General features: G+C 74.7%; 18 protein-coding genes. 4 read left to right on the top strand and 14 right to left on the bottom strand.

The window, feature by feature from the left end; genetic code table 11:
• Positions 1-71: 71 nt before the first annotated feature.
• The 7 genes from ACI798_RS13185 to ACI798_RS13155 all read right to left on the bottom strand — a co-directional run bounded on the left by ACI798_RS13185 (position 72) and on the right by ACI798_RS13155 (position 4,946).
• Positions 72-488 (bottom strand): universal stress protein, encoded by a 417-nt coding sequence (locus ACI798_RS13185; protein ID WP_456943121.1) that lies wholly within the window; start codon positions 486-488, stop codon positions 72-74.
• On the bottom strand, positions 485-2,068 hold the full coding sequence (locus ACI798_RS13180; RefSeq protein ID WP_456943120.1) for a tripartite tricarboxylate transporter permease: 1,584 nt from the start codon (positions 2,066-2,068) through the stop codon (positions 485-487). The genes ACI798_RS13185 and ACI798_RS13180 overlap by 4 nt, the downstream gene beginning before the upstream one ends.
• Positions 2,068-2,628 carry a tripartite tricarboxylate transporter TctB family protein gene (locus tag ACI798_RS13175; RefSeq protein WP_456943119.1) on the bottom strand — a complete coding sequence of 187 codons (561 nt, stop codon included), beginning with the start codon at positions 2,626-2,628 and terminating at the stop codon, positions 2,068-2,070. Before ACI798_RS13175 ends, ACI798_RS13180 begins: the two co-directional genes overlap by 1 nt.
• Positions 2,629-2,651: 23 nt before the next feature.
• Positions 2,652-3,647 (bottom strand): Bug family tripartite tricarboxylate transporter substrate binding protein, encoded by a 996-nt coding sequence (locus tag ACI798_RS13170; RefSeq protein WP_457048112.1) that lies wholly within the window; start codon positions 3,645-3,647, stop codon positions 2,652-2,654.
• A gap of 140 nt (positions 3,648-3,787) precedes the next feature.
• The gene (locus tag ACI798_RS13165; RefSeq protein ID WP_457048111.1) at positions 3,788-4,210 is read right to left on the bottom strand and encodes a VOC family protein; all 423 of its coding nucleotides are present in this window, start codon (positions 4,208-4,210) and stop codon (positions 3,788-3,790) included.
• A 10-nt stretch (positions 4,211-4,220) separates the two neighbouring features.
• A complete protein-coding gene (locus ACI798_RS13160; RefSeq protein ID WP_456943116.1) occupies positions 4,221-4,703 on the bottom strand; it encodes a helix-turn-helix domain-containing protein in 483 nt (160 codons plus the stop codon).
• Between the two features lie 96 nt (positions 4,704-4,799).
• Positions 4,800-4,946, bottom strand: a complete 147-nt coding sequence (locus ACI798_RS13155) for a hypothetical protein (RefSeq protein ID WP_456929803.1) — start codon at positions 4,944-4,946, stop codon at positions 4,800-4,802.
• Positions 4,947-5,505: 559 nt separating this feature from the next.
• Between ACI798_RS13155 and ACI798_RS13150 the strand changes: the two genes are divergently transcribed.
• Both ACI798_RS13150 and ACI798_RS13145 read left to right on the top strand, forming a co-directional pair.
• On the top strand, positions 5,506-6,408 hold the full coding sequence (locus ACI798_RS13150; protein WP_457048110.1) for an alpha/beta fold hydrolase: 903 nt from the start codon (positions 5,506-5,508) through the stop codon (positions 6,406-6,408).
• Between the two features lie 22 nt (positions 6,409-6,430).
• Positions 6,431-6,997, top strand: a complete 567-nt coding sequence (locus ACI798_RS13145; protein WP_457048109.1) for a copper resistance CopC family protein — start codon at positions 6,431-6,433, stop codon at positions 6,995-6,997.
• A 16-nt stretch (positions 6,998-7,013) separates the two neighbouring features.
• Here ACI798_RS13145 and ACI798_RS13140 read toward each other — a convergent pair whose 3' ends face one another.
• From ACI798_RS13140 to ACI798_RS13130, 3 genes are all read right to left on the bottom strand, one after another.
• The gene (locus tag ACI798_RS13140) at positions 7,014-7,820 is read right to left on the bottom strand and encodes an MBL fold metallo-hydrolase (RefSeq protein ID WP_457048108.1); all 807 of its coding nucleotides are present in this window, start codon (positions 7,818-7,820) and stop codon (positions 7,014-7,016) included.
• Positions 7,821-7,830: 10 nt separating this feature from the next.
• Positions 7,831-10,728, bottom strand: a complete 2,898-nt coding sequence (gene uvrA / locus ACI798_RS13135; protein WP_456943111.1) for an excinuclease ABC subunit UvrA — start codon at positions 10,726-10,728, stop codon at positions 7,831-7,833.
• Between the two features lie 137 nt (positions 10,729-10,865).
• Positions 10,866-12,290 carry an amidase gene (locus ACI798_RS13130; protein ID WP_456943110.1) on the bottom strand — a complete coding sequence of 475 codons (1,425 nt, stop codon included), beginning with the start codon at positions 12,288-12,290 and terminating at the stop codon, positions 10,866-10,868.
• 48 nt (positions 12,291-12,338) lie between these two features.
• Here ACI798_RS13130 and ACI798_RS13125 point away from each other — a divergent pair, with 48 nt between their 5' ends.
• Positions 12,339-12,998 carry an MBL fold metallo-hydrolase gene (locus ACI798_RS13125; RefSeq protein ID WP_457048107.1) on the top strand — a complete coding sequence of 220 codons (660 nt, stop codon included), beginning with the start codon at positions 12,339-12,341 and terminating at the stop codon, positions 12,996-12,998.
• Positions 12,999-13,075: 77 nt separating this feature from the next.
• Positions 13,076-13,318 (top strand): hypothetical protein, encoded by a 243-nt coding sequence (locus ACI798_RS13120; protein ID WP_456943108.1) that lies wholly within the window; start codon positions 13,076-13,078, stop codon positions 13,316-13,318.
• A gap of 160 nt (positions 13,319-13,478) precedes the next feature.
• Here the strand turns inward: ACI798_RS13120 and ACI798_RS13115 are convergent, their stop codons facing one another.
• From ACI798_RS13115 to ACI798_RS13100, 4 genes are read right to left on the bottom strand one after another with little or no spacing between them, the layout of a single operon-like run.
• Positions 13,479-14,798, bottom strand: coding sequence for a lipopolysaccharide biosynthesis protein (locus tag ACI798_RS13115; RefSeq protein WP_457048106.1), 1,320 nt, complete (start codon positions 14,796-14,798; stop codon positions 13,479-13,481).
• A complete protein-coding gene (locus ACI798_RS13110) occupies positions 14,795-16,147 on the bottom strand; it encodes a hypothetical protein (RefSeq protein ID WP_457048105.1) in 1,353 nt (450 codons plus the stop codon). The genes ACI798_RS13115 and ACI798_RS13110 overlap by 4 nt, the downstream gene beginning before the upstream one ends.
• Before the next feature lie 52 nt (positions 16,148-16,199).
• Positions 16,200-17,393 carry a hypothetical protein gene (locus ACI798_RS13105; protein WP_456943105.1) on the bottom strand — a complete coding sequence of 398 codons (1,194 nt, stop codon included), beginning with the start codon at positions 17,391-17,393 and terminating at the stop codon, positions 16,200-16,202.
• The gene (locus ACI798_RS13100) at positions 17,390-18,544 is read right to left on the bottom strand and encodes a glycosyltransferase family 4 protein (RefSeq protein ID WP_457048104.1); all 1,155 of its coding nucleotides are present in this window, start codon (positions 18,542-18,544) and stop codon (positions 17,390-17,392) included. The genes ACI798_RS13105 and ACI798_RS13100 overlap by 4 nt, the downstream gene beginning before the upstream one ends.
• Positions 18,545-18,546 lie beyond the last annotated feature (2 nt).

Below are 18,546 nucleotides of genomic sequence, written 5' to 3'. Positions count from 1 at the left end.
GAGGACCCCGTCACGCCGTCCGACGGCGTGACGTCCGTCACACGGACGATAAGCGCTGTGACGCCCGGCGATCAAGCCGACGCCGCGGGCGGGCCCTTCACGGTGAGGATCGGGCAGTCGACGGTGAGCAGGATCCGCTGGGCCGCGCTCCCCATGAGCAGCTTGCCGACGGCGCTGCGCCGGCGCAGGCCGATGACCAGCAGCTCCGCGCCGGACTCGGAGACGGCGTCGGCGAGCTCCTCGGCGACGTCGCGGCCGATCGGCTGGCGCAGCTCGACGGGCAGGCCGGACACGGTGAGCTCGTCCTGCAGCCGGCGCAGCGGGGCGCCCTGCAGGTACTCCTCGTCGACCAGCGCGTCGCCGCGGCTGCTGTTGACCACGACCAGCCGGGCGCCGCGGCGGTGCGCCTCGGCCAGGGCGTGCTCGAGCGCCGCCTGCCCGCGCGGGGTGGGCACGTGCCCGACGACGACCACCGGTTGCCGGCTCACCGCTCCTCCTCCCCGTCGGCGGGCGCGCCGACGCGCTCGTGGTGGCTTTGTTCGGAGTGACGCAGCCCCTCCCCCGCCTGCAGCTCCTCCGGGGTGGAGCGGCGGCCCCGCACCGCCCGCAGCACCACCGGCAGCACGAGCGCCAGCAGCGCCAGGAACAGCACGACCCGGCTGAACCAGGTCTCGACCAGCACGCCGAGGTCGCCGCCGCTGATCGCCAGCGCGCGCCGGAGGTTGGTCTCGGCGACCGGGCCGAGGATCAGCCCGATGACCGCGGGGGCGACCGGCCAGCCGTAACGGCGCATCGCGAACCCCAGCAGGCCGAGGACCAGCAGCAGGGCCAGGTCCAGCGGGTCGGCGTTGACCGCGTAGCAGCCCAGCGAGGCGAACAGCAGGATCCCGGCGTACAGGTAGGGCCGCGGGACGCGCAGCAGCTGCACCCACACCCGGGCCAGCGGCAGGTTGAGCACCAGCAGCATGACGTTGCCGACGAGCAGCGCGGCGATCAGCGTCCACACCAGCGAGGACTCGGTGGACAGCAGCGTCGGGCCGGGCTGGATGCCGTAGCCCTGGAAGGCGGCCAGGATGATCGCCGCGGTGGCGGAGGTGGGCAGCCCGAGGGTGAGCAGCGGGACGAGCACGCCCGCGGCCGCGGCGTTGTTGGCCGCCTCGGGCCCGGCGACGCCCTCGATCGCGCCCCGGCCGAACTCCTCCGGGTGCTTGGTCAGCTTCCGCTCCGCCGCGTAGGACAGGAACGTCGGGATCTCCGCGCCGCCGGCCGGCAGCGCGCCGAGCGGGAAGCCCAGCGCCGTCCCGCGCAGCCACGGGCCGACCGAGCGGCGCAGGTCGCGGCCCGTGAACCAGGGCCCGGAGGCGGCCATCACCTGCACCGGCCCGCGGCGCAGCCGGGAGGCGACGTACAGCGCCTCCCCGACGGCGAACAGCGCGACCGCCACGACGACGACGTCGATTCCGTCGGCCAGCTGCGGGACCCCGAGGGTGAACCGCTCCTGCCCGGTGAGCACGTCGGTGCCGACCAGCCCCAGGTAGAGGCCGATGCCGAGGGAGGCCAGCCCGCGCAGCGGCGAGGCGCCGAGCACCGTGGCCACCGCGACGAAGGCCAGCACGGCGAGGGCGAAGTAGTCGGCCGGGGTGATGCCGATGGCCAGCTCGACGACGGTCGGCGCGACCAGCGCGAGCAGCAGCGTGGCGATCGTGCCGGCGACGAACGACCCGATCGCCGCGGTGGCCAGCGCGGCGGCGCCGCGGCCGGCCTTGGCCATCCGGTTGCCCTCGAGCGCGGTCATGATCGAGCTGGACTCGCCGGGGGTGTTGAGCAGGATCGACGTCGTCGACCCGCCGTACATGCCGCCGTAGTAGATGCCGGCGAACATGATGAACGCCGTCGTCGGCTCCAGGGTGTAGGTGACCGGCAGCAGCAGCGCGACGGTCATCGCCGGGCCGATGCCCGGGAGCACGCCCACCGCGGTGCCGAGCAGCACGCCGAGCAGCGCGAACAGCAGGTTGACCGGGGTGAGCGCGTCGGCGAACCCGGCGGCCAGGTCCGACAGGGCGCCCATCAGAACCAGCTCGTCGCCAGCTCGAGGAGGGTGCCGCCGGGCAGCGCGACGCCGAGACCCTTGACGAACACGGTCCAGACGACGACCGAGAGCACCCCGCCGGCGAGCAGCGGACGCACGATGCCGCGGGCGCCGAGGGCCCAGGCGACGAGCGCGAACATCAGCGTGACCGCCAGCGGCCAGCCGATGACGTTGATGAGCAGCGCGTGGCCGAGGAACGCGACGGCGACGATCCCGACCGCGGCCCACGACGTCGGGGCGTCGGGGTCGACGTCCTCGCTCTCGTCGGAGGGCCCGCGGTCGCCCTTGAGCACGCGGTAGCCCAGCGCCAGCGCGGTGGCCAGGACGACCCCGCCGACCAGGTAGGGGAAGAACCGCGGGCCGATGGTGTTCGCCGAGCCGGGGACGGCGATGTTCGCGGCGTCGAGGACCAGGTAGAGCCCGAGCGCGCCGAGCAGCACCACCATGGCCAGCTCGCCACGGCTGACCCCGGTCCGCGGCGGGGTGGGGTGCCGCGACTCGGCGGCGTCGTGCGTGCCGGTGGCGTCGGCGGTCGACACGTCCGGGTCCGGCGACGCGCCGCTCACTGCACGAGCCCGATCTGCTCGAGGATCGCGCGCACCCGCTCCTCCTCGTCGGCCAGGAACCGGCCGTACTCGTCGCCGGTGAGCAGCAGGTCGTCCCAGCCGTTGGTCTCGACCGCCTCGGCCCACTCGGGGGTGTCGTGGACGTCGACGACGAGCTGCGTGAGGTCCTCGCGCGCCTCCCGCGACATGCCGGGCCGGGCCATGAAGCCGCGCCAGTTGGAGACCTCGACGTCGAAGCCGGACTCGACGAGGGTCGGGACGTCGGGCACCTGCTCGGAGCGCTCGGCCGTGGACACCGCGAGGCCGATCAGGTCGCCGGTGCGGACCTGCTCGCCGTAGTCGGTGGGGCCGGAGATGCCGGCGGCGACCTGGTTGCCGAGCAGCGCGGCGAGCGACTCCCCGCCGCCGGAGAAGGCGATGTAGTTGACCTGCGCGGGGTCGATGCCGGCGGCCTCGGCCAGCAGCCCGGCGAGGATCTGGTCGGTGCCGCCGGCCGACCCGCCGGCGATGGGGGTGCCGGCCGGGTCGGCGGCCCACGCCTCCACGAACCCCTGGACGTCGGTGTAGGGCGCCTCGGCCGGGGCGACGATGAGCTCGGTCTCGCCGATCAGCCGGGCGATCGGGGTGACGTCGGAGAGCCGGGTGGAGGAGTCGTTGGTGTCGACGGCGCCGACCATGACCAGGCCCATCATCATGAGCAGCGCGTCGTCGGTCTCCCGGGCGAGCTGGCCGAGGCCGATCGTGCCGCCGGCGCCCTCGACGTTGAAGACCTGCACGTTGCGGGCCAGGCCGCTGGTCTGGACGACCCGCTGGAAGACGCGCGCGGTGGTGTCCCACCCGCCGCCGGGACTGGCCGGGGCCATGACCCGCAGCCGGGAGAGGTCGCCGGGCTGGACGACCGTGCCGGCGCACCCGGTGAGCGCCCCGGCCGCGGTCGCCAGGGCCGGGGCAGCCAGCGCCCCGGCGAGGAACGACCTCCGGCTGAGCGGCACGGACAACCCCCAGGTGTGACGGCGGTCACGCGGGACGCTAGACCCGGCGCGACTCCCCGGCCACCGCGGGGCCCCCCGACGACACCCTGGCGGCCGGGCCGGGGACCGCGACGCGGTCCTGCCGGGCCCGGCCGGCGGGGTCACGCCGACGGCGGCGGCTTCATCTGCGCGATGCGGACGGAGTTCCCGAACGGGTCGCGGAAGCCGAAGTCGATGCCGTAGGGCTGCACCACGGGCTCCTCCGGCAGGTCGACGCCCTTCTCCTTGAGCGCGGCGTGCGTCTTGTGCGCGTCGTCGGTGGTGAGGAACAGGTGGCCGCCGCCGGCGCCCTTGGTCACCAGGTCGCGCACCGTGTCGGCGATCTCCGGGCTCACCGACGGCGGGGCGGGGCGCTCCAGCAGCACGGCGTGGCCGGGGTCGCTGGGCAGGACGACGGTGAGGAAGCGCATCGGCCCGAACTGCTGGTCGGTCTGGACCTCGAAGCCGAGCTTGCCGACGTAGAAGTCCAGCGCCTGGTCCTGGTCGAGGACGTAGAGGGAGGTGATCGAGATGGAGGTCAACATGCCGACGACGCTAGGGGCGGGCGCCGGCGGCGGGCTTCTCCGGAACTGCTGTCTTCTCGCCCGTCTCGCCGTCCGGCTCCTGGCCCGGCTCCTGGCCCGGCTTCTGGCTGGGGCGCAGCCAGCGCATGCCGAAGCAGGAGGGCACCGGCGCCAGCGGCCCGCGCCTCCGGTAGGCGCTCGGCGGCTCGCCCACGACGTCGGCGAAGACCCGGCTGAACGTGCCGAGGCTGGAGAAGCCGACGGCCATGCAGATGTCGGTGACCGTGCGGTCGGTGCTGCGCAGCAGGAACATCGCCCGCTCCACCCGGCGGCGCTGCAGGTACCGGTGCGGCGTCTCGCCGAAGGTCTCCTTGAAGGTGCGGATGAAGTGCGCCTCGGAGACGTGCGCGACGCGGGCGAGCGCCGGGACGTCCAGCGGCTCCCCGTAGGAGCGGTCCATCTCGTCCCGCGCGCGCAGCATGCGCCGGTTCGAGTCCTCGCTGGCCCGGCTCACCCGGGCAGCATCGCAGGGTCGGAACGGGTTCCTGCGGCGTGACGGCGGCACGTCACTCCCGCGGAGGGTGACCCCCGGCCGGGCCGTGCTGCTGCGTCACGCCGTGAGCTCGCGGCACTGCGGGCACCGGTCGGGAGCGCCCGCCCAGGGCGCGTCGAGCACCTGCACGATCGCCCCGCAGAGCGCGACCTCGTTCTCCCCCGTCAGCTCCTCTGCGCTGCGGTGCACCTCGACGGCGTGCACGAGCCCCGCCTCCCCGCCCGGGCTCATCCGTGGGGGCCAGCAGGACCGCGGCCGGCCGCAGAGGAGGCTCGTGCCGACCGCACTGACTGTTCGGTCAGTAATCACACCCCCAGGGTGCCCCGGATCACATCCGGCCGCGTCTCGGACGGCGGTGTCTCGTTACCGCTTCCGACATTCCCACTGCTCAGCGTCTTGTTCGGTCACCTCGTCGAACGGTGTGGTCGAACACGTGGACGACGTGCTGACCGCTCCGGTGCCCGTGGCGCCGGCGGTCGGGCTGTCGTCCGGGCCGCTGGCCGGCTACTGCGCCGCCACCACCGCGGCAAGCACCAGGCACCGGGCCGGCGCCATGAGCGGGCGCCCGACGGCACGCTCACCGTCACCACTCCCACCGGCCTCACCGCGACGACCACCCCACCGCCCTACTGAGGCGGGACCGGGGCGGAGGCGTGGACGCAAGCCCGAGCGTTGACCGGTCCGGGGCCCGCGGACACGATGACGGGCGCACGTCGCGCACGGCCGCCCTGCCGCGCGCCGGCCCCGGGCGACGGGAGCGACCATGGCGGACACGGAGACGATCACGGTGCCCCACCTCGGCACCTCGACCATCGGCTACCGGTTCGGCCGGCCCTACGACCCCTCGCTCCCGACGCTGGTCCTGGTCAACTCCTTCACCACGTCCGCCGAGCTCCACCGGCCGCAGTTCGCCGACGAGGACCTCGCCGCCACCGCCGACCTGCTCGCCCTGGAGCCCTACGGCCACGGCCGCACGCGTGCCTCGTACGAGCAGTTCACCTACTGGGACTCGGCCATCGCCGACCTGCAGGTCCTCGACGCGCTCGGCATCCCCGAGGTCTTCGTCCTGGGCACGTCGCAGGGCGGGTGGATCGCTGCCCGGATGGCCGTGCTGGCGCCACGCACCGTCAGGGGCATCGTCCCCCTGGGCACCTCGATGGACCACGAGAGGATGGACCACGAGAGCCCGCGCAGCCGCGACCTGGGCTGCTGGGACGGCGTCACCTTCTGCACCCCGGCCATCGACGCGCTCGCCGGGGCGGTCGGCGACGACTGGGCGATCCCGGTGGAACTGGTCGACGCCACGCTCGCCGAGGGCCTCGGGGAGGACGTGTCACCGGCCGAGCGCTCGTTCTGGCACGAGACGCACCAGCGGAACTACACCGGCGACGACGGCCGCCGCCGACTCCGGCTCTCCAGCATCAACCTGCGCGACCGCGACGGCCTGCACGGCCGCCTGGACGACGTGCAGTGCCCGGTCCTGTGGATGCACGGCACCGAGGACCCGGTCCACTCCGTCGCGAACGCCGAGGAGGAGATCCGGCTCTTCACGAACAGCGCCGACGCCGAGCTGCGCGTGGTCGACGGCGGCCGGCACTTCCTGAGCGCCTCGCACCCCGCCGAGGTCGACCGGGCCACGATCGACTTCATCCGACGCTGGACGTAGCGCCGCCCTTTCCGGGGCTCCCGTGCCGACCGTCCGCGGACCCACGACGCCACCCCGCCTGCTCGTCACGGGGCTGCTGGCCCTCGTCCTCGCGCTGGCCGCACCCGGCACCGCGTCGGCGCACCCGCTGCTGCTCGCCACCGAGCCGGTGGCCGACAGCACCGTGATGACGACCCCGCAGGCGGTCACCCTGACCTTCGCGGCCCGGCCCGCGGGCGGCGAGGTCACGGTCACCGGGCCCGACGGCGCGTCCGCCGGCGCCGGGCCGGTGGTGCTCGACGGCGCCGTCCTGGTCGCGCCCGTCGCCCTCACCGCAGCCGGCCGGCACGCCGTCACCTGGTCGGCGGTCTCCGACGACGGCCACCGGCAGCGCGGCGAGTTCGTCTTCTACCACGCACCGGTGGCGCCGCCGTCCGCGCTCGCGCCGGCTGCGAGGACACCGCCGCCTGCCGCCGGGGAAGCCGCCCGCACCGGCACGGCGTCCACCCCGGCCGACGGCGGCGCAGCCGCCCGGGCGCTGCCGGTCCTCCTGGCCGTCGTGCTGGCGGCCGCCCTGGCCGGGCTCCTCGCCCGGCGCGGACGCCGCTGAGGCAGGCGCGTCGAGCTCAGTCCGCCTGCTCCCACCGCCCGCCCGAGCGGGTCACCCGGCCGCGCGCCAGCTGCGGGAAGTGGGCGCCCACGCCGGACGTCCCCTCCTCCCCCAGCACCTGCCACAGCCGCCGGCGGGTGCGGTCGGCCAGGGCGGCGTCGACGTCGCCCATCGAGCGCCAGCCGGGCTCGGCCAGCTGCACCGGGCAGGTGATGGCGTCGCCGAGCAGCACCAGGCGCTCGTCGCCGGAGGTCACCGACACGGCCAGGTGACCCGGCGTGTGCCCGGGCGTCAGCACTGCCTCCACCCCGGGCGTCACGGTGGCGTCCCCGGTGAGCGGCCGCAGCCGTGCGGTGCCGGCCCAGCGGCGGAAGCCGGTGCGGACGTGCCCGGCCATCTCCCCCGGCCCGTCGACGAAGTGCGCCCTGTCGGCCGCGCCGAACCAGATCGTCGCGCCGGGGAACACCGGCTCGCCGCCGGGCCCGAACAGCCACCCGACGTGGTCGGCGTGCAGGTGCGTGCAGACGACGTCGGTCACGTCGTCCGGGTGCACCCCGAGCGCCCGCAGGCCGGTCGGCAGCTGCCCGCCGACGAGCAGCATCCGGTCCGGCAGGCTCTGCGCCTCCGGCCCCATCCCCGCGTCGACGAGCACGACCCGGCCGCCGGTCCGGACGACGAAGCAGCCGATCGGCAGCCACGCCGCGTCGTCCCGGTCGAACAGCTCCGGGTGCGCGCCGGCCGGGACGTCCCCGCCGAAGTAGCTCCGGCGGGCGACGAACGTCCCGTCCGCGACGGCGTCGACCCGCACCGTCCCGACGCGCACCCGGTCCTGCTCAGCTCGCGCGCTTGCGCGTGGCCCGCTTCTTCGGGCCGGCGGCGGCGGCCTCGATCGCACCGGCGTCGAGCAGCGGCACCAGGTACCGGCCGGTGTGCGACTCGGGCACCGACGCGACGAACTCCGGCGGCCCCTCGGCCACGACCGTGCCGCCGCGGAACCCGCCCTCGGGCCCCATGTCGATCAGCCAGTCGGCGCTCTTGATCACGTCGAGGTTGTGCTCGATGACGATGACCGAGTTGCCCTTCTCCACCAGGCCCTGCAGCACCTGCAGCAGCTTGCGGATGTCCTCGAAGTGCAGGCCGGTGGTCGGCTCGTCGAGGACGTACACGCTGCGGCCGTTGGACCGCTTCTGCAGCTCGCTGGCCAGCTTCACCCGCTGCGCCTCGCCGCCGGACAGCGTCGTCGCCGGCTGGCCGAGCCGCACGTACCCGAGGCCGACGTCGGTCAGCGTGCGCAGGTACCGCGAGATCGACGGGATCGCGGCGAAGAAGTCCGCGGCCTCCTCGATCGGCATGTCCAGGACCTCGGCGACCGTCTTGCCCTTGTAGTGCACCTCGAGCGTCTCCCGGTTGAACCGGGCGCCCTTGCACACCTCGCACGGGACGTAGACGTCCGGCAGGAAGTTCATCTCGATCTTGATGGTGCCGTCGCCGGAGCACGCCTCGCAGCGCCCGCCCTTGACGTTGAAGGAGAACCGCCCCGGCTGGTAGCCGCGGATCTTCGCCTCCGACGTCTGCGCGAACAGCTTGCGGACCTGGTCCCAGACGCCGGTGTAGGTGGCCGGGTTGGACCGCGGGGTCCGCCCGATCGGCGACTGGTCGACGTGCACGACCTTGTCCAGGTGCTCCAGGCCGGTGACCGTGCGGTGCCGGCCCGGCACCATCCGCGCCCGGTTGAGCTGGTTGGCCAGGACCGTGTAGAGGATGTCGTTGACCAGGCTGGACTTGCCCGACCCGGACACCCCGGTGACGCCGACCAGCAGGCCCAGCGGGAACGTGACGTCGACGCCCTTGAGGTTGTGCTCCCGGGCGCCCTTGACCACCAGCTCGCGCCCGGGCTGCGGCTGCCGCCGCACCTTCGGCACGGTGATCTCCTTGCGGCCCGACAGGTACTGCCCGGTCAGCGACCGCTCGCTGGCCAGCAGCTCCGACACCGGCCCGCTGACGATCACCTCGCCGCCGTGCTCGCCGGCGCCCGGGCCGATGTCGACCACCCAGTCGGCGGTCTTGATCGTGTCCTCGTCGTGCTCGACGACGATGAGCGTGTTGCCCATGTCCCGCAGCCGGACCAGCGTCTCGATCAGCCGGGTGTTGTCCCGCTGGTGCAGTCCGATCGACGGCTCGTCGAGCACGTACAGGACGCCGACCAGCCCGGAGCCGATCTGCGTGGCCAGCCGGATCCGCTGCGCCTCGCCGCCGGCCAGCGTCGCCGCCGGCCGGTCGAGGGACAGGTAGTCCAGGCCGACGTCGACGAGGAACGACAGCCGCGCCTGGATCTCCTTGAGCACGCGGTCGGCGATCGCCCGCTCGCGCTCGCCCAGCTCCAGGGCGCCCAGCCAGTCGGCGGCCTCGCCGATCGACAGGCCGGTCACCTCGGCGATCGAGCGGCCGGTGAGCTTGACCGCGAGGATCTCCGGCTTGAGCCGGGTGCCGTGGCAGACGGGACAGGGCACGTCGCGCATGTAGCCCTCGTACTTGTCCCGCATGTAGTCGCTGTCGGTGTCCTCGTGCCGGCGCTCGAGGAACGGCAGCACGCCCTCGAACGCGGCGTAGTAGCTGCGCTCGCGGCCGTAGCGGTTCTTGTACCGGACGTGCACCTGGTCCGGGGAGCCGTGCAGGACGGCCTTCTGCACCCTGGCCGGGAGCTTCTCCCAGGGGGTGTCCATGGAGAAGCCCAGCTGGTCGGCCAGCCCGGACAGCAGCCGCTGGAAGTACTCGTTGCTCATCGAGCCGGCCCACGGGGCGATCGCGCCCTGCGCCAGGCTCTTCTCCGGGTCGGGGACGACGAGGTCGGGGTCGACCTCCTTGCGCGTCCCGATGCCGGTGCACTCCGGACAGGCGCCGAACGGCGAGTTGAACGAGAACGAGCGCGGCTCGAGCGCCTCGAACGACAGGCCGTCGTCGACGCAGGCCAGGTGCTCGGAGAAGGTCCGCTCCCGCACCGGGTCGTCCTCGGGCAGGTCGACGAAGTCGAGGACGACGAGGCCGCCGGCGAGGCCGAGCGCGGTCTCGACCGAGTCGGTGAGGCGGCGCTTGGCGCTCTCCTTCACCGTCAGCCGGTCGACGATCACCTCGATCGTGTGCTTCTCCTGCTTCTTGAGCTTCGGCGGCTCGGTCAGCGGGTGCACCACGCCGTCGACCCGGACGCGGGAGAAGCCCTGCGTCTGCAGCGAGCTGAACAGGTCCACGTACTCGCCCTTGCGCGCCCGCACGACCGGGGCGAGCACCTGGAAGCGGGTGCCCTCCTCCATGGCGAGCACCTGGTCGACGATCTGCTGCGGCGTCTGCCGGGCGATCGGCTTGCCGCAGTTGGGGCAGTGCGGCTGGCCGGCGCGGGCGTAGAGCAGCCGGAGGTAGTCGTAGACCTCGGTGATGGTGCCGACGGTCGACCGCGGGTTGCGGTTGGTCGACTTCTGGTCGATCGACACCGCGGGCGACAGGCCCTCGATGAAGTCGACGTCGGGCTTGTCCATCTGGCCGAGGAACTGGCGGGCGTAGGCCGACAGCGACTCGACGTAGCGCCGCTGGCCCTCGGCGAAGATGGTGTCGAAGGCCAGGCTCGACTTGCCCGACCCGGACAGCCCGGTGAAGACGATCAGGGCGTCGCGGGGCAGGTCGATGTGGACGTCCTTGAGGTTGTGCTCACGGGCGCCGCGGACGACGAGACGGTCCAAAGTGATCCCTGTCGGTCAGCCGGGCCGGCCGGTCTCGCCGGGCCGCGGTCAGTGTGTCGAGATGTCGATACGGGCAACGCCGTCACTGCCCGCGCGCAATCCGTGACGACGGCGACGTTGCCGCCGGGTGCGGGTGCTCAGACGGAGGCCGGGGACGGCGCTCCGGCGGGGTCGAACACCGGGGCGTGACGGCGCCAGGGCGCGCGTCGCTCCAGCTCTCCGGCCAGCCAGAGTAGTCGCGTCTCGCTGCCCGGGGGGCCGACCAGCTGGACCGCCAGCGGCACCCCCTCCTCGCGCGTCCCGACGGGCAGCACGACCGCCGGGACACCGGCCAGGTTCCACGGCGAGGCCCACGGCGCCCACCGCGCGTTGGCGGTGACGTTGGCCAGGAACCCGCGCTCGTGCCACGGCCGCGCCGGCAGCGGCGGGCCGTTGGTGATCGGGGTCAGCAGCACGTCGAGGTCGTCCTCGGCGAAGAACGCCGCCGTCCGCTCGCGGAACCGCTCGGCGGTCGCCGGGCGCACGAGACCGGCCCGCCGGGCCAGCCGGCCGAGCCGGGCGTGGGCGCGGCTGCGCGGCTGTAGCGCCGCCCGGTCCAGCCCGAGTGCGGCGGCGTCGTCCTCCGCGCCGGCCAGCCAGCGGGCGATCGCGCCGACCGCGGCGCCGGTCGGGATCACCGGGTCGCGCTCGACGACGACGTGCCCCGCGCCGCGCAGCAGCCGCGCCGTCCGCTCGACCGCCGCCCGCGCCGGTCCGTCCGGCCGCGAGCCGGCCACCGGGGAGCGCCGGCCGACGGCGATCCGCAGCGGGCGGCCCGGGTCCGGCGCCGACCAGCCCAGGCCGGCGTCCTCCCCCGCCAGGACGGCGGTGCCCAGCGCGACGTCCTCGACCGTGGTGGCCAGCACGCCGTTGACCGCCATGCCCGACCAGTCGTCGGCGCCGATGCCGCCGGGCAGCACGCCGCGCCCGGGCTTGAGGGTGACCAGGCCGCACGCGGCGGCCGGCAGCCGCAGCGAGCCCATCCCGTCGTTGCCGTGCGCCAGCGGCACCGCGCCCGCGGCGACCGCGGCCGCGCTGCCGCCGGAGCTCCCGGCCGGGGAGAGCGCGGTGTCCCAGGGGTTGCGGGTGACCGTGCCCGGCCCGTCGGTGGCGGCGTAGAGGCACAGCTCGGGGACCCGGGTGACCCCGACGACGACGGCGCCCGCGGCGCGCAGCCGGGCGACCACCTCGTGGTCGGCGTCCGCGGTGGTCGAGTGGGCGGCGCAGCCGTCGGTCACCGTCTCCCCGGCGACGCCGACGTTGTCCTTCACCGCGACCGGGACGCCGGCCAGCGGCAGCACGGCCCGGCGCGGGTCGGCGTCCACCGCGGCCGCCTCGGCCAGCGCCTCCTCGGCCCGCACCACGCGGAACGCGCCGATCCGGGGCTCGACCTCGGCGAGGTGGGCCAGGTGCGCGCGCACGACCTCGACCGCGGACACCTCGCCCGCGCGCACGCGCGCGGCGAGGACGGAGGCGGGCAGGCCGACGAGCCGGGCGCCGCCCGGAGCTCCGCTAGCGTCCATGCGGGCGACCGTAACCGCGGTCGCCGACACTTCTCGAACGGAGGCCCGATGACCTACACCGGCGACGTCGAGGTGGGCGGACCGGCCGACGTGCGGGAGCTGCCCGGGCTCACCATCAGCAAGGTCGCCGTCAGCGAGATGGCCAACAACGCCTACCTGCTGCGGGACACCGCGACGGGGCAGGCGCTGCTCGTCGACGCGGCCGCCGAACCGGAGACGCTGCGCGCCCTGATCGGCGGCGCCGACCTGCGCACCGTCGTCACCACGCACGGGCACTGGGACCACCACCGCGCGCTGCCCGACGTCGTCGCGGCCACCGGGGCGCGGACGGTGGCGCACGCCGCCGACGCCGGCGACCTGCCCGTCCCCGTCGACCGGACGGTCGCGCACGGCGACACCGTCGAGGTCGGCGAGCAGGTGCTGGAGGTGGTGCACCTGCGCGGGCACACGCCGGGCAGCGTCGCGCTGGTCTGGCGGGGGCCGGAGGGCGCCGGCACGCACGTCTTCACCGGCGACAGCCTCTTCCCGGGCGGCGTCGGCAACACGCAGCAGGACCCGGAGCGGTTCGCCAGCCTCATCGACGACGTCGAGCAGCGGCTGTTCGCCGTCCTCCCGGACGACACGTGGGTCTATCCCGGCCACGGGAGGGACACGACGCTGGGCGCCGAGCGCCCGTCGCTGCCGGAGTGGCGCGCCCGCGGCTGGTGACCTGCGGCGGAGGGCCTCCCGGTGCGACCATCCGTGCAGGCCAGGACGGCTGGCTGCAGGTCACGAGGAGGCCTCCGATGCACTCCCAGGCGAAGCAAGAGGCGCAGGAAGCGCTGTTCACCGCGATCAGGGACCAGGCGGAGAAGAACATGCGCTCCGCGATGCGGCCCGCGGAGAAGGCCGCGCTCCTGCGCCGGCTGGCGGAGGCCTACCGGCTCACCGCCGGCGGCCCGATGCCCGAGATCCCCTCGCGCCGCGCAGCGCCCGCGCCGCGGAAGGCCGCGGACGACGGGGCGCCATCGCGGACACGCACCGCCTGATCGGTGCCGGCCCGGCGGGTCACCTGCGGCCGGGGGTCCAGTCCGTGCCCCGGCCGTGGGTGCGGTCGAGCACGTCCTGACCGCCGGGCGCCCAGCGCGTCCGTCGGTCGGACCACGCGCTGCCCGCCCCCAGCGGGCCGGTCCGCAGGCACGGACCCGCCTACGGCGTGGACGCCTCCCTCCCCGAGGACCCGGGGAGCACCGCCGGGGTCGAGGCGCCGGGCGGGTGTCCGGCAGCGCGGGTCCTCCACGCACGTGCCGCCAGCACCACGACCAGTGTCAGAGCGCCGGCACCCGTCCCCCACGCACCCGCCTCGGCCTGCGGGTGGACGGCCAGCAGGGCGGCGGTCACGCCCACCGACGTCACCGCGGCGGCCACTGCGCCGGCACACAGCCACCGCTCCTGTCCCTCGGCCAGCAGCACGAACCACAGCAGGTAGCCGAGCAGGATGAGCGGCGTGATGGCCACGAGCACACGCACCGCCGGGACGGCCGACTGCCACTGGTCACCGAAGACACCCCGGGTCACGGGACCGGCCACGGCCACCCCGAGGACCGCGAAGGGTATGGACACCCCCACCGCCCCGACGAGATAGCGCCGGGCCTGAGCGCGCGCTGCCGCGGGCGCCTCGGCCGCGAGGGCCGCGATCCCCGGGAACAGACCGATGCCCAGTGTGTGCGCGAGCGTGACGCTGGCGTCCAGCAACCGCGTGGCCACGACGTAGTCCGCGAGGGCACGTGCGGGCGCCAGGCCGCTCACCAGCAGGGTGCCCTGCCGCCACAGGAGCACGAGGGCGGTTCCCGCGATCGCCAGCCACGCGCTGCGGCGCAGCAGCGCTCCGAAGGTCAACCCGCCGTCCCTCCTGGCGCTCGGCCGCAACCAGACGGCCGCGACGGCGAGGACGACGAGTTCCTTGCCCGCGACGATCCACAGCAACGGGACGATCCCCGCGCCCGCCAGGACCGCCAGGGAGCCGGTCGTGACGAGCAGCAGCGCGCTGACTCCCTGCAGGACGCCCTCGAGGACGACCTTGCCGGCGCCCCGCAGCACCTCGCCCCACAGGTTGAACACCGAGTTGGCCACGACGAACACCGAGCAGGGGACGAGCACGGCCGCGTCCACGCCCGCCGGGCCGGCCAGGACCGCCACGCCGCAGGTCAGGACCACGGCTGCGGCGGTGGACAGGGCCTGGGGACCCAGGGCCGAGCGGAGGGCCGCGGGCGCCGTGGCGACCCGTGCCGCGACGTCCCTGCCCGCGAGACTGGCCACCCCCAGGTCGGTGAGGCTGGCCATCAGCGTCACGGTGCCCAGCAGGAAGCCGTAGAGCGCGACGGTGACGGGGTCGGCCACGCGCGCCAGCACCACCACCAGGACGACGCCGACGAGCCGCCCGAAGATCCGCGAGACCAACGCCGCGGCGACGCCGATGCGGACGAGCCTGCCCTTCGAGAGGACGTCGTCGGGCTCGAGTGCTGTCACGTGGCTGGCTCCGTCCTCGGGAGTCGTGTCCGATCGCGCCCCACCGTGACGGCGGCCCCCGTCGCGACACCCAGCAGGTAGAAGGTCGTGAAGCCGGTGGGGTAGCTGCCCAGGGTGGTCCGCGAGACCCAGTCGACGACCGACACGGCGAGGACGGCCAGGCCCAGCCAGGCCGCGGCGCTGCCACGCCGCGCCGGCTCGCTGAGCCACACCGCGTAGGCGATCACGGCGCACAGCAGGGCGATCACCCCGACGAGCCCCACGTCGGACAGGACCTGGGCCCACGACGAGTCCAGGAACGAGGGGTCACCCGCGAAGAACGCCGTGCTCTCGCGATCCGGGTCGTACGCGGGCGCCGCTGAGACCAGGCCGGCCTCGGCCCGCGTCGAGCCGGCACCGAGCATTCCGACCCCGTTGCCCCGCACCAGGGTCGAGACGTCCCGGTAGGCGACCGCCCACGCGTCGAAGCGCCCGTTGAGGGTGAACAGCAGCGGGCGGACCGGTCCCCCGGGGACGGTGGCCGACACGAGGTAGACGCCGGCGACGAGGACCGCCCCGGAGACGGCTCCCACGACGCCGACCACGGCCGCACGGATCTTGCCCTGTCGGAGCAGGACCAGGATCGCGAGGACGGCCAGCTGCAGGACCGCGGTGCGGACCTGGGTGGCGCCGAGGATGGCCGCGACGGAGATCCACAGGACCACCGCCTGCCGTCGGGACGCGACCGTGAGAGCCAGGCAGGCACCGAGGACGGCGAAGGCGGCGAGGGAGAAGGACTCCTCGAAGGTGCCGGGACTGCGCAGCCCTCCACCGGAGGTGAGCCGCACCTGCGAGCCGAACGCGTAACCCCACTGGTACACCAGCGCGTCCGGGCCGACCGCCTGCTGGATCCAGGCGAGGACCGCTTGGGCCAGGAGGAAGACGGTCATCGCGCGCACGAGGTGACGCAGCGCGGCATCGGGTCGTGGGGTGGTCAACCCGACGACCAGCAGGAGCAGTGGCTCCACCAGCAGGCGTGTCCCGAAGAGCCAACCGCCGCCGTGGTCGCCGCCGAGATCGAGCAGGTAGAGAGCGAGGAGCACGGTCAGGGGGAACCCCACGGAGAGCGGCGGCAGCCGCGCCGCCAGGGACGTGCGCCCCCGGAGCACCGCTGCCACCGTCACGGCGAGCAGCAGGACGACGAGCGCGTCCTTGGCGACACCGAAGGTGTCCGAGAGCCGGAGACGCAGCTCCGCGGTCGTGCCGAACAGGAACACGACAGCCCACGGCGCCAGCCAGGGCCGGCATGCCAGGAGCCAGGCCGCGCCGAGCACAGCACCCAGCCCGAGGACGGCGAGGACGCCCGACATCAGACGACGTCCCGGGCGTGCCCGCCGGTGACACCGGACCTCCCGCCCACCGTCACCCCATCACGAGGACGGCGTCCGCCGGACGCTCCCACTGCTGGCTGAGGCGCTGCACGGTCCGGACCTCCCGCAACGGAGCGCCCACCTCCACTGCGAGCACGATCGCCGTGGCCTCCCTCAGGGCCGGGGCGACCACGGCCGTCGTCGGGTCGGCCGTGACCCGGACCCGGTTGACTCCCGGTCCCGACTCGACGACCGTCCCGCCGTCCGCCACCGCGACGTGTTCCCCGACGGGTCGGTCCACCGGGATGGTGTCCCGGAGCACCGCGGCGACCTCCTGCGCGGCCGCCACCGAGGCGGCACCGGCGGGAACGACGACCAGCCGGTGTGTGGTCCCGTGCCCACCGAGTCCCTGCAGGTCCTCGACCAGCCGCTCGGATCCGGGGACGACCTGGCCGGCGCGGATGACGCCCACGGGGAGACCGAACACCTCGCCGACGTCCCGCAGGGAGGTCACACGGGACGGCCGGGCGGAACGGACCGCGAGGAACGCAGCGGCGACGACCAGGCCCAGGACCGCGCCCGTCGCGGCGTCCCGCGGGACGGCCGGTGACGTCTGGACGGCCGGGGTGGTACTGAGGACCCGCACCGGGTTCGCGGTCCGGGCGAGGACCTCCGCCCGGGCGCGCAGGTCCTCGGAGGCTCCCCCGTCGGACCCCGTCGGATCGTCCGCAGCAGCGGCCGCTGCTGCGTTCGCCGTGTCCACCGCCTGCTGTCGCGCGACGTCGGCGAAGGAGGTGACCACGGCATCGAGCCGCGCCGCGGCGTCCTCGGCCCCGGGCCCGGTGACGGACACGGAGATGACGCCGGAGCTGGGGCTCGGGGTCACCGTGACCACGTCCCGGAGGTCCGTCCAGCTCTCGCCCGTGCCGAGCCGGTCGGCTGCCGGGGCGAGGACGGCCTCGGACGCGGCCAGCGCGGCAGCACCGGCCAGCTCGCGGTCGGCCGACGCCGGGTTGCCGCCGGGGAAGACCACCGGGTCCTGGGAGAGCGGGGTGTACACCACCGTCGACTCCGCCTCCCACTGCGCACCACCGGCCAGGCTCACCGCGACACCGGCCACGGCTCCGAGCACGGCCAGGACCAGCGGCAGCCGGAGCAGCCGCCACAGACGCGCGGCGCCCCTGCGTTCGTCCAGCGCGTGCCGGCCTCCGGTCCCCCGGGGCGACCCGACACTGCCGGACGTCACGCCGACCTCCCCGGCACGGTGGACCACGTGTCGTACAGGTCGTTGACCTCGGACACCCACCGGTCGAACGGGAACACCTCGGCCAGGCGGCGTCGCCCACCGGCACCCAACTCGGCGGCGCGCGCGGGCGAACCGAGGACCTCGACCAGCGCCCGACCCAGCGCCTGCGGCGCCCGGGGGGGTACCAGGAGCCCGGTCACTCCGTGGTCGACCATCTCCGCGAGCCCGCCGGTGGCCGTCGCCACGACCGGGACGGCGCCGGCCATGGCCTCGAGCACCGCGTACGGGAAGCACTCGATGTTGTAGGACGCCAGCACGAAGACGTCGGCACCGGCCGCGAGGAGCGGAGCGTCGACCCGCGCACCGAGGAGGTGCACCCGCTCCATCCCGGGCTGTGCCGCGACCTGCTCCAGTGCCGCCCGCTCGGGCCCGTCCCCGACCACGACGAGGGAGGCGCCGGGCACCTTCCGGGCCACGTCTCGCCACGCCTCGAGCAGGTCACGGTGGCCCTTGTCCGCCCGCAGCGCGCCGACGACGACGGCGACCGGCCCGGGCAGTCCCCCCGGGACGGCGGCTGCGAGTGCCGCTCGGCCGTCCCCCACGCTCGTCGCGGGCAGGCTGTTCTGGACGACCTCCATCCGCTGGGCGGGGAGACCCAGCTGGCCGCGGAGGTAGGTGACCTGCGTGTAGCACACGGCGGCGTAGCCGGTGACCAGCCGGCCGAGCCCCGACTCGACGACGCGCTCACGGGTCCCGCGGTGGCCGACGTGGCCGTAGGTGTGCTTCCAGACGACGTAGGGCATCGGACCACCGGCCATCACCCGGTGCTGCAGCAGCGCGAGACGGACCGGGAGGTCGGCCGCGAAGTGTTGGGCGGTGACGACCGCGGGGCGGTGCCGGCGCAGCAGTCCGCGGATCCCTGCCGCCGTGCGCAGGACGCCGCCCGCTCCCTCCGGTTCGGGCACCAGGTCGACCGGGATCCCGGACGCCCGCAGTTCGTCACCGTAAGGGCCGTCACGGAAGGTGACTACGCGTGACCGCCAACGCTGCTCGTCCAGGTGCTGTGCCAGCAGCACCACGTGCCGCTCGGCCCCGCCCAACTGGAGGCCGGGCAGCACGAACAACGCGGTTCGAGGGGTCGACTCGCTCATGC

This window comes from Geodermatophilus sp. SYSU D01045 (assembly GCF_054050295.1).
Note: the sequence above shows the minus strand (reverse complement) of the source record. Positions and strands in the feature narration are given on the sequence as shown.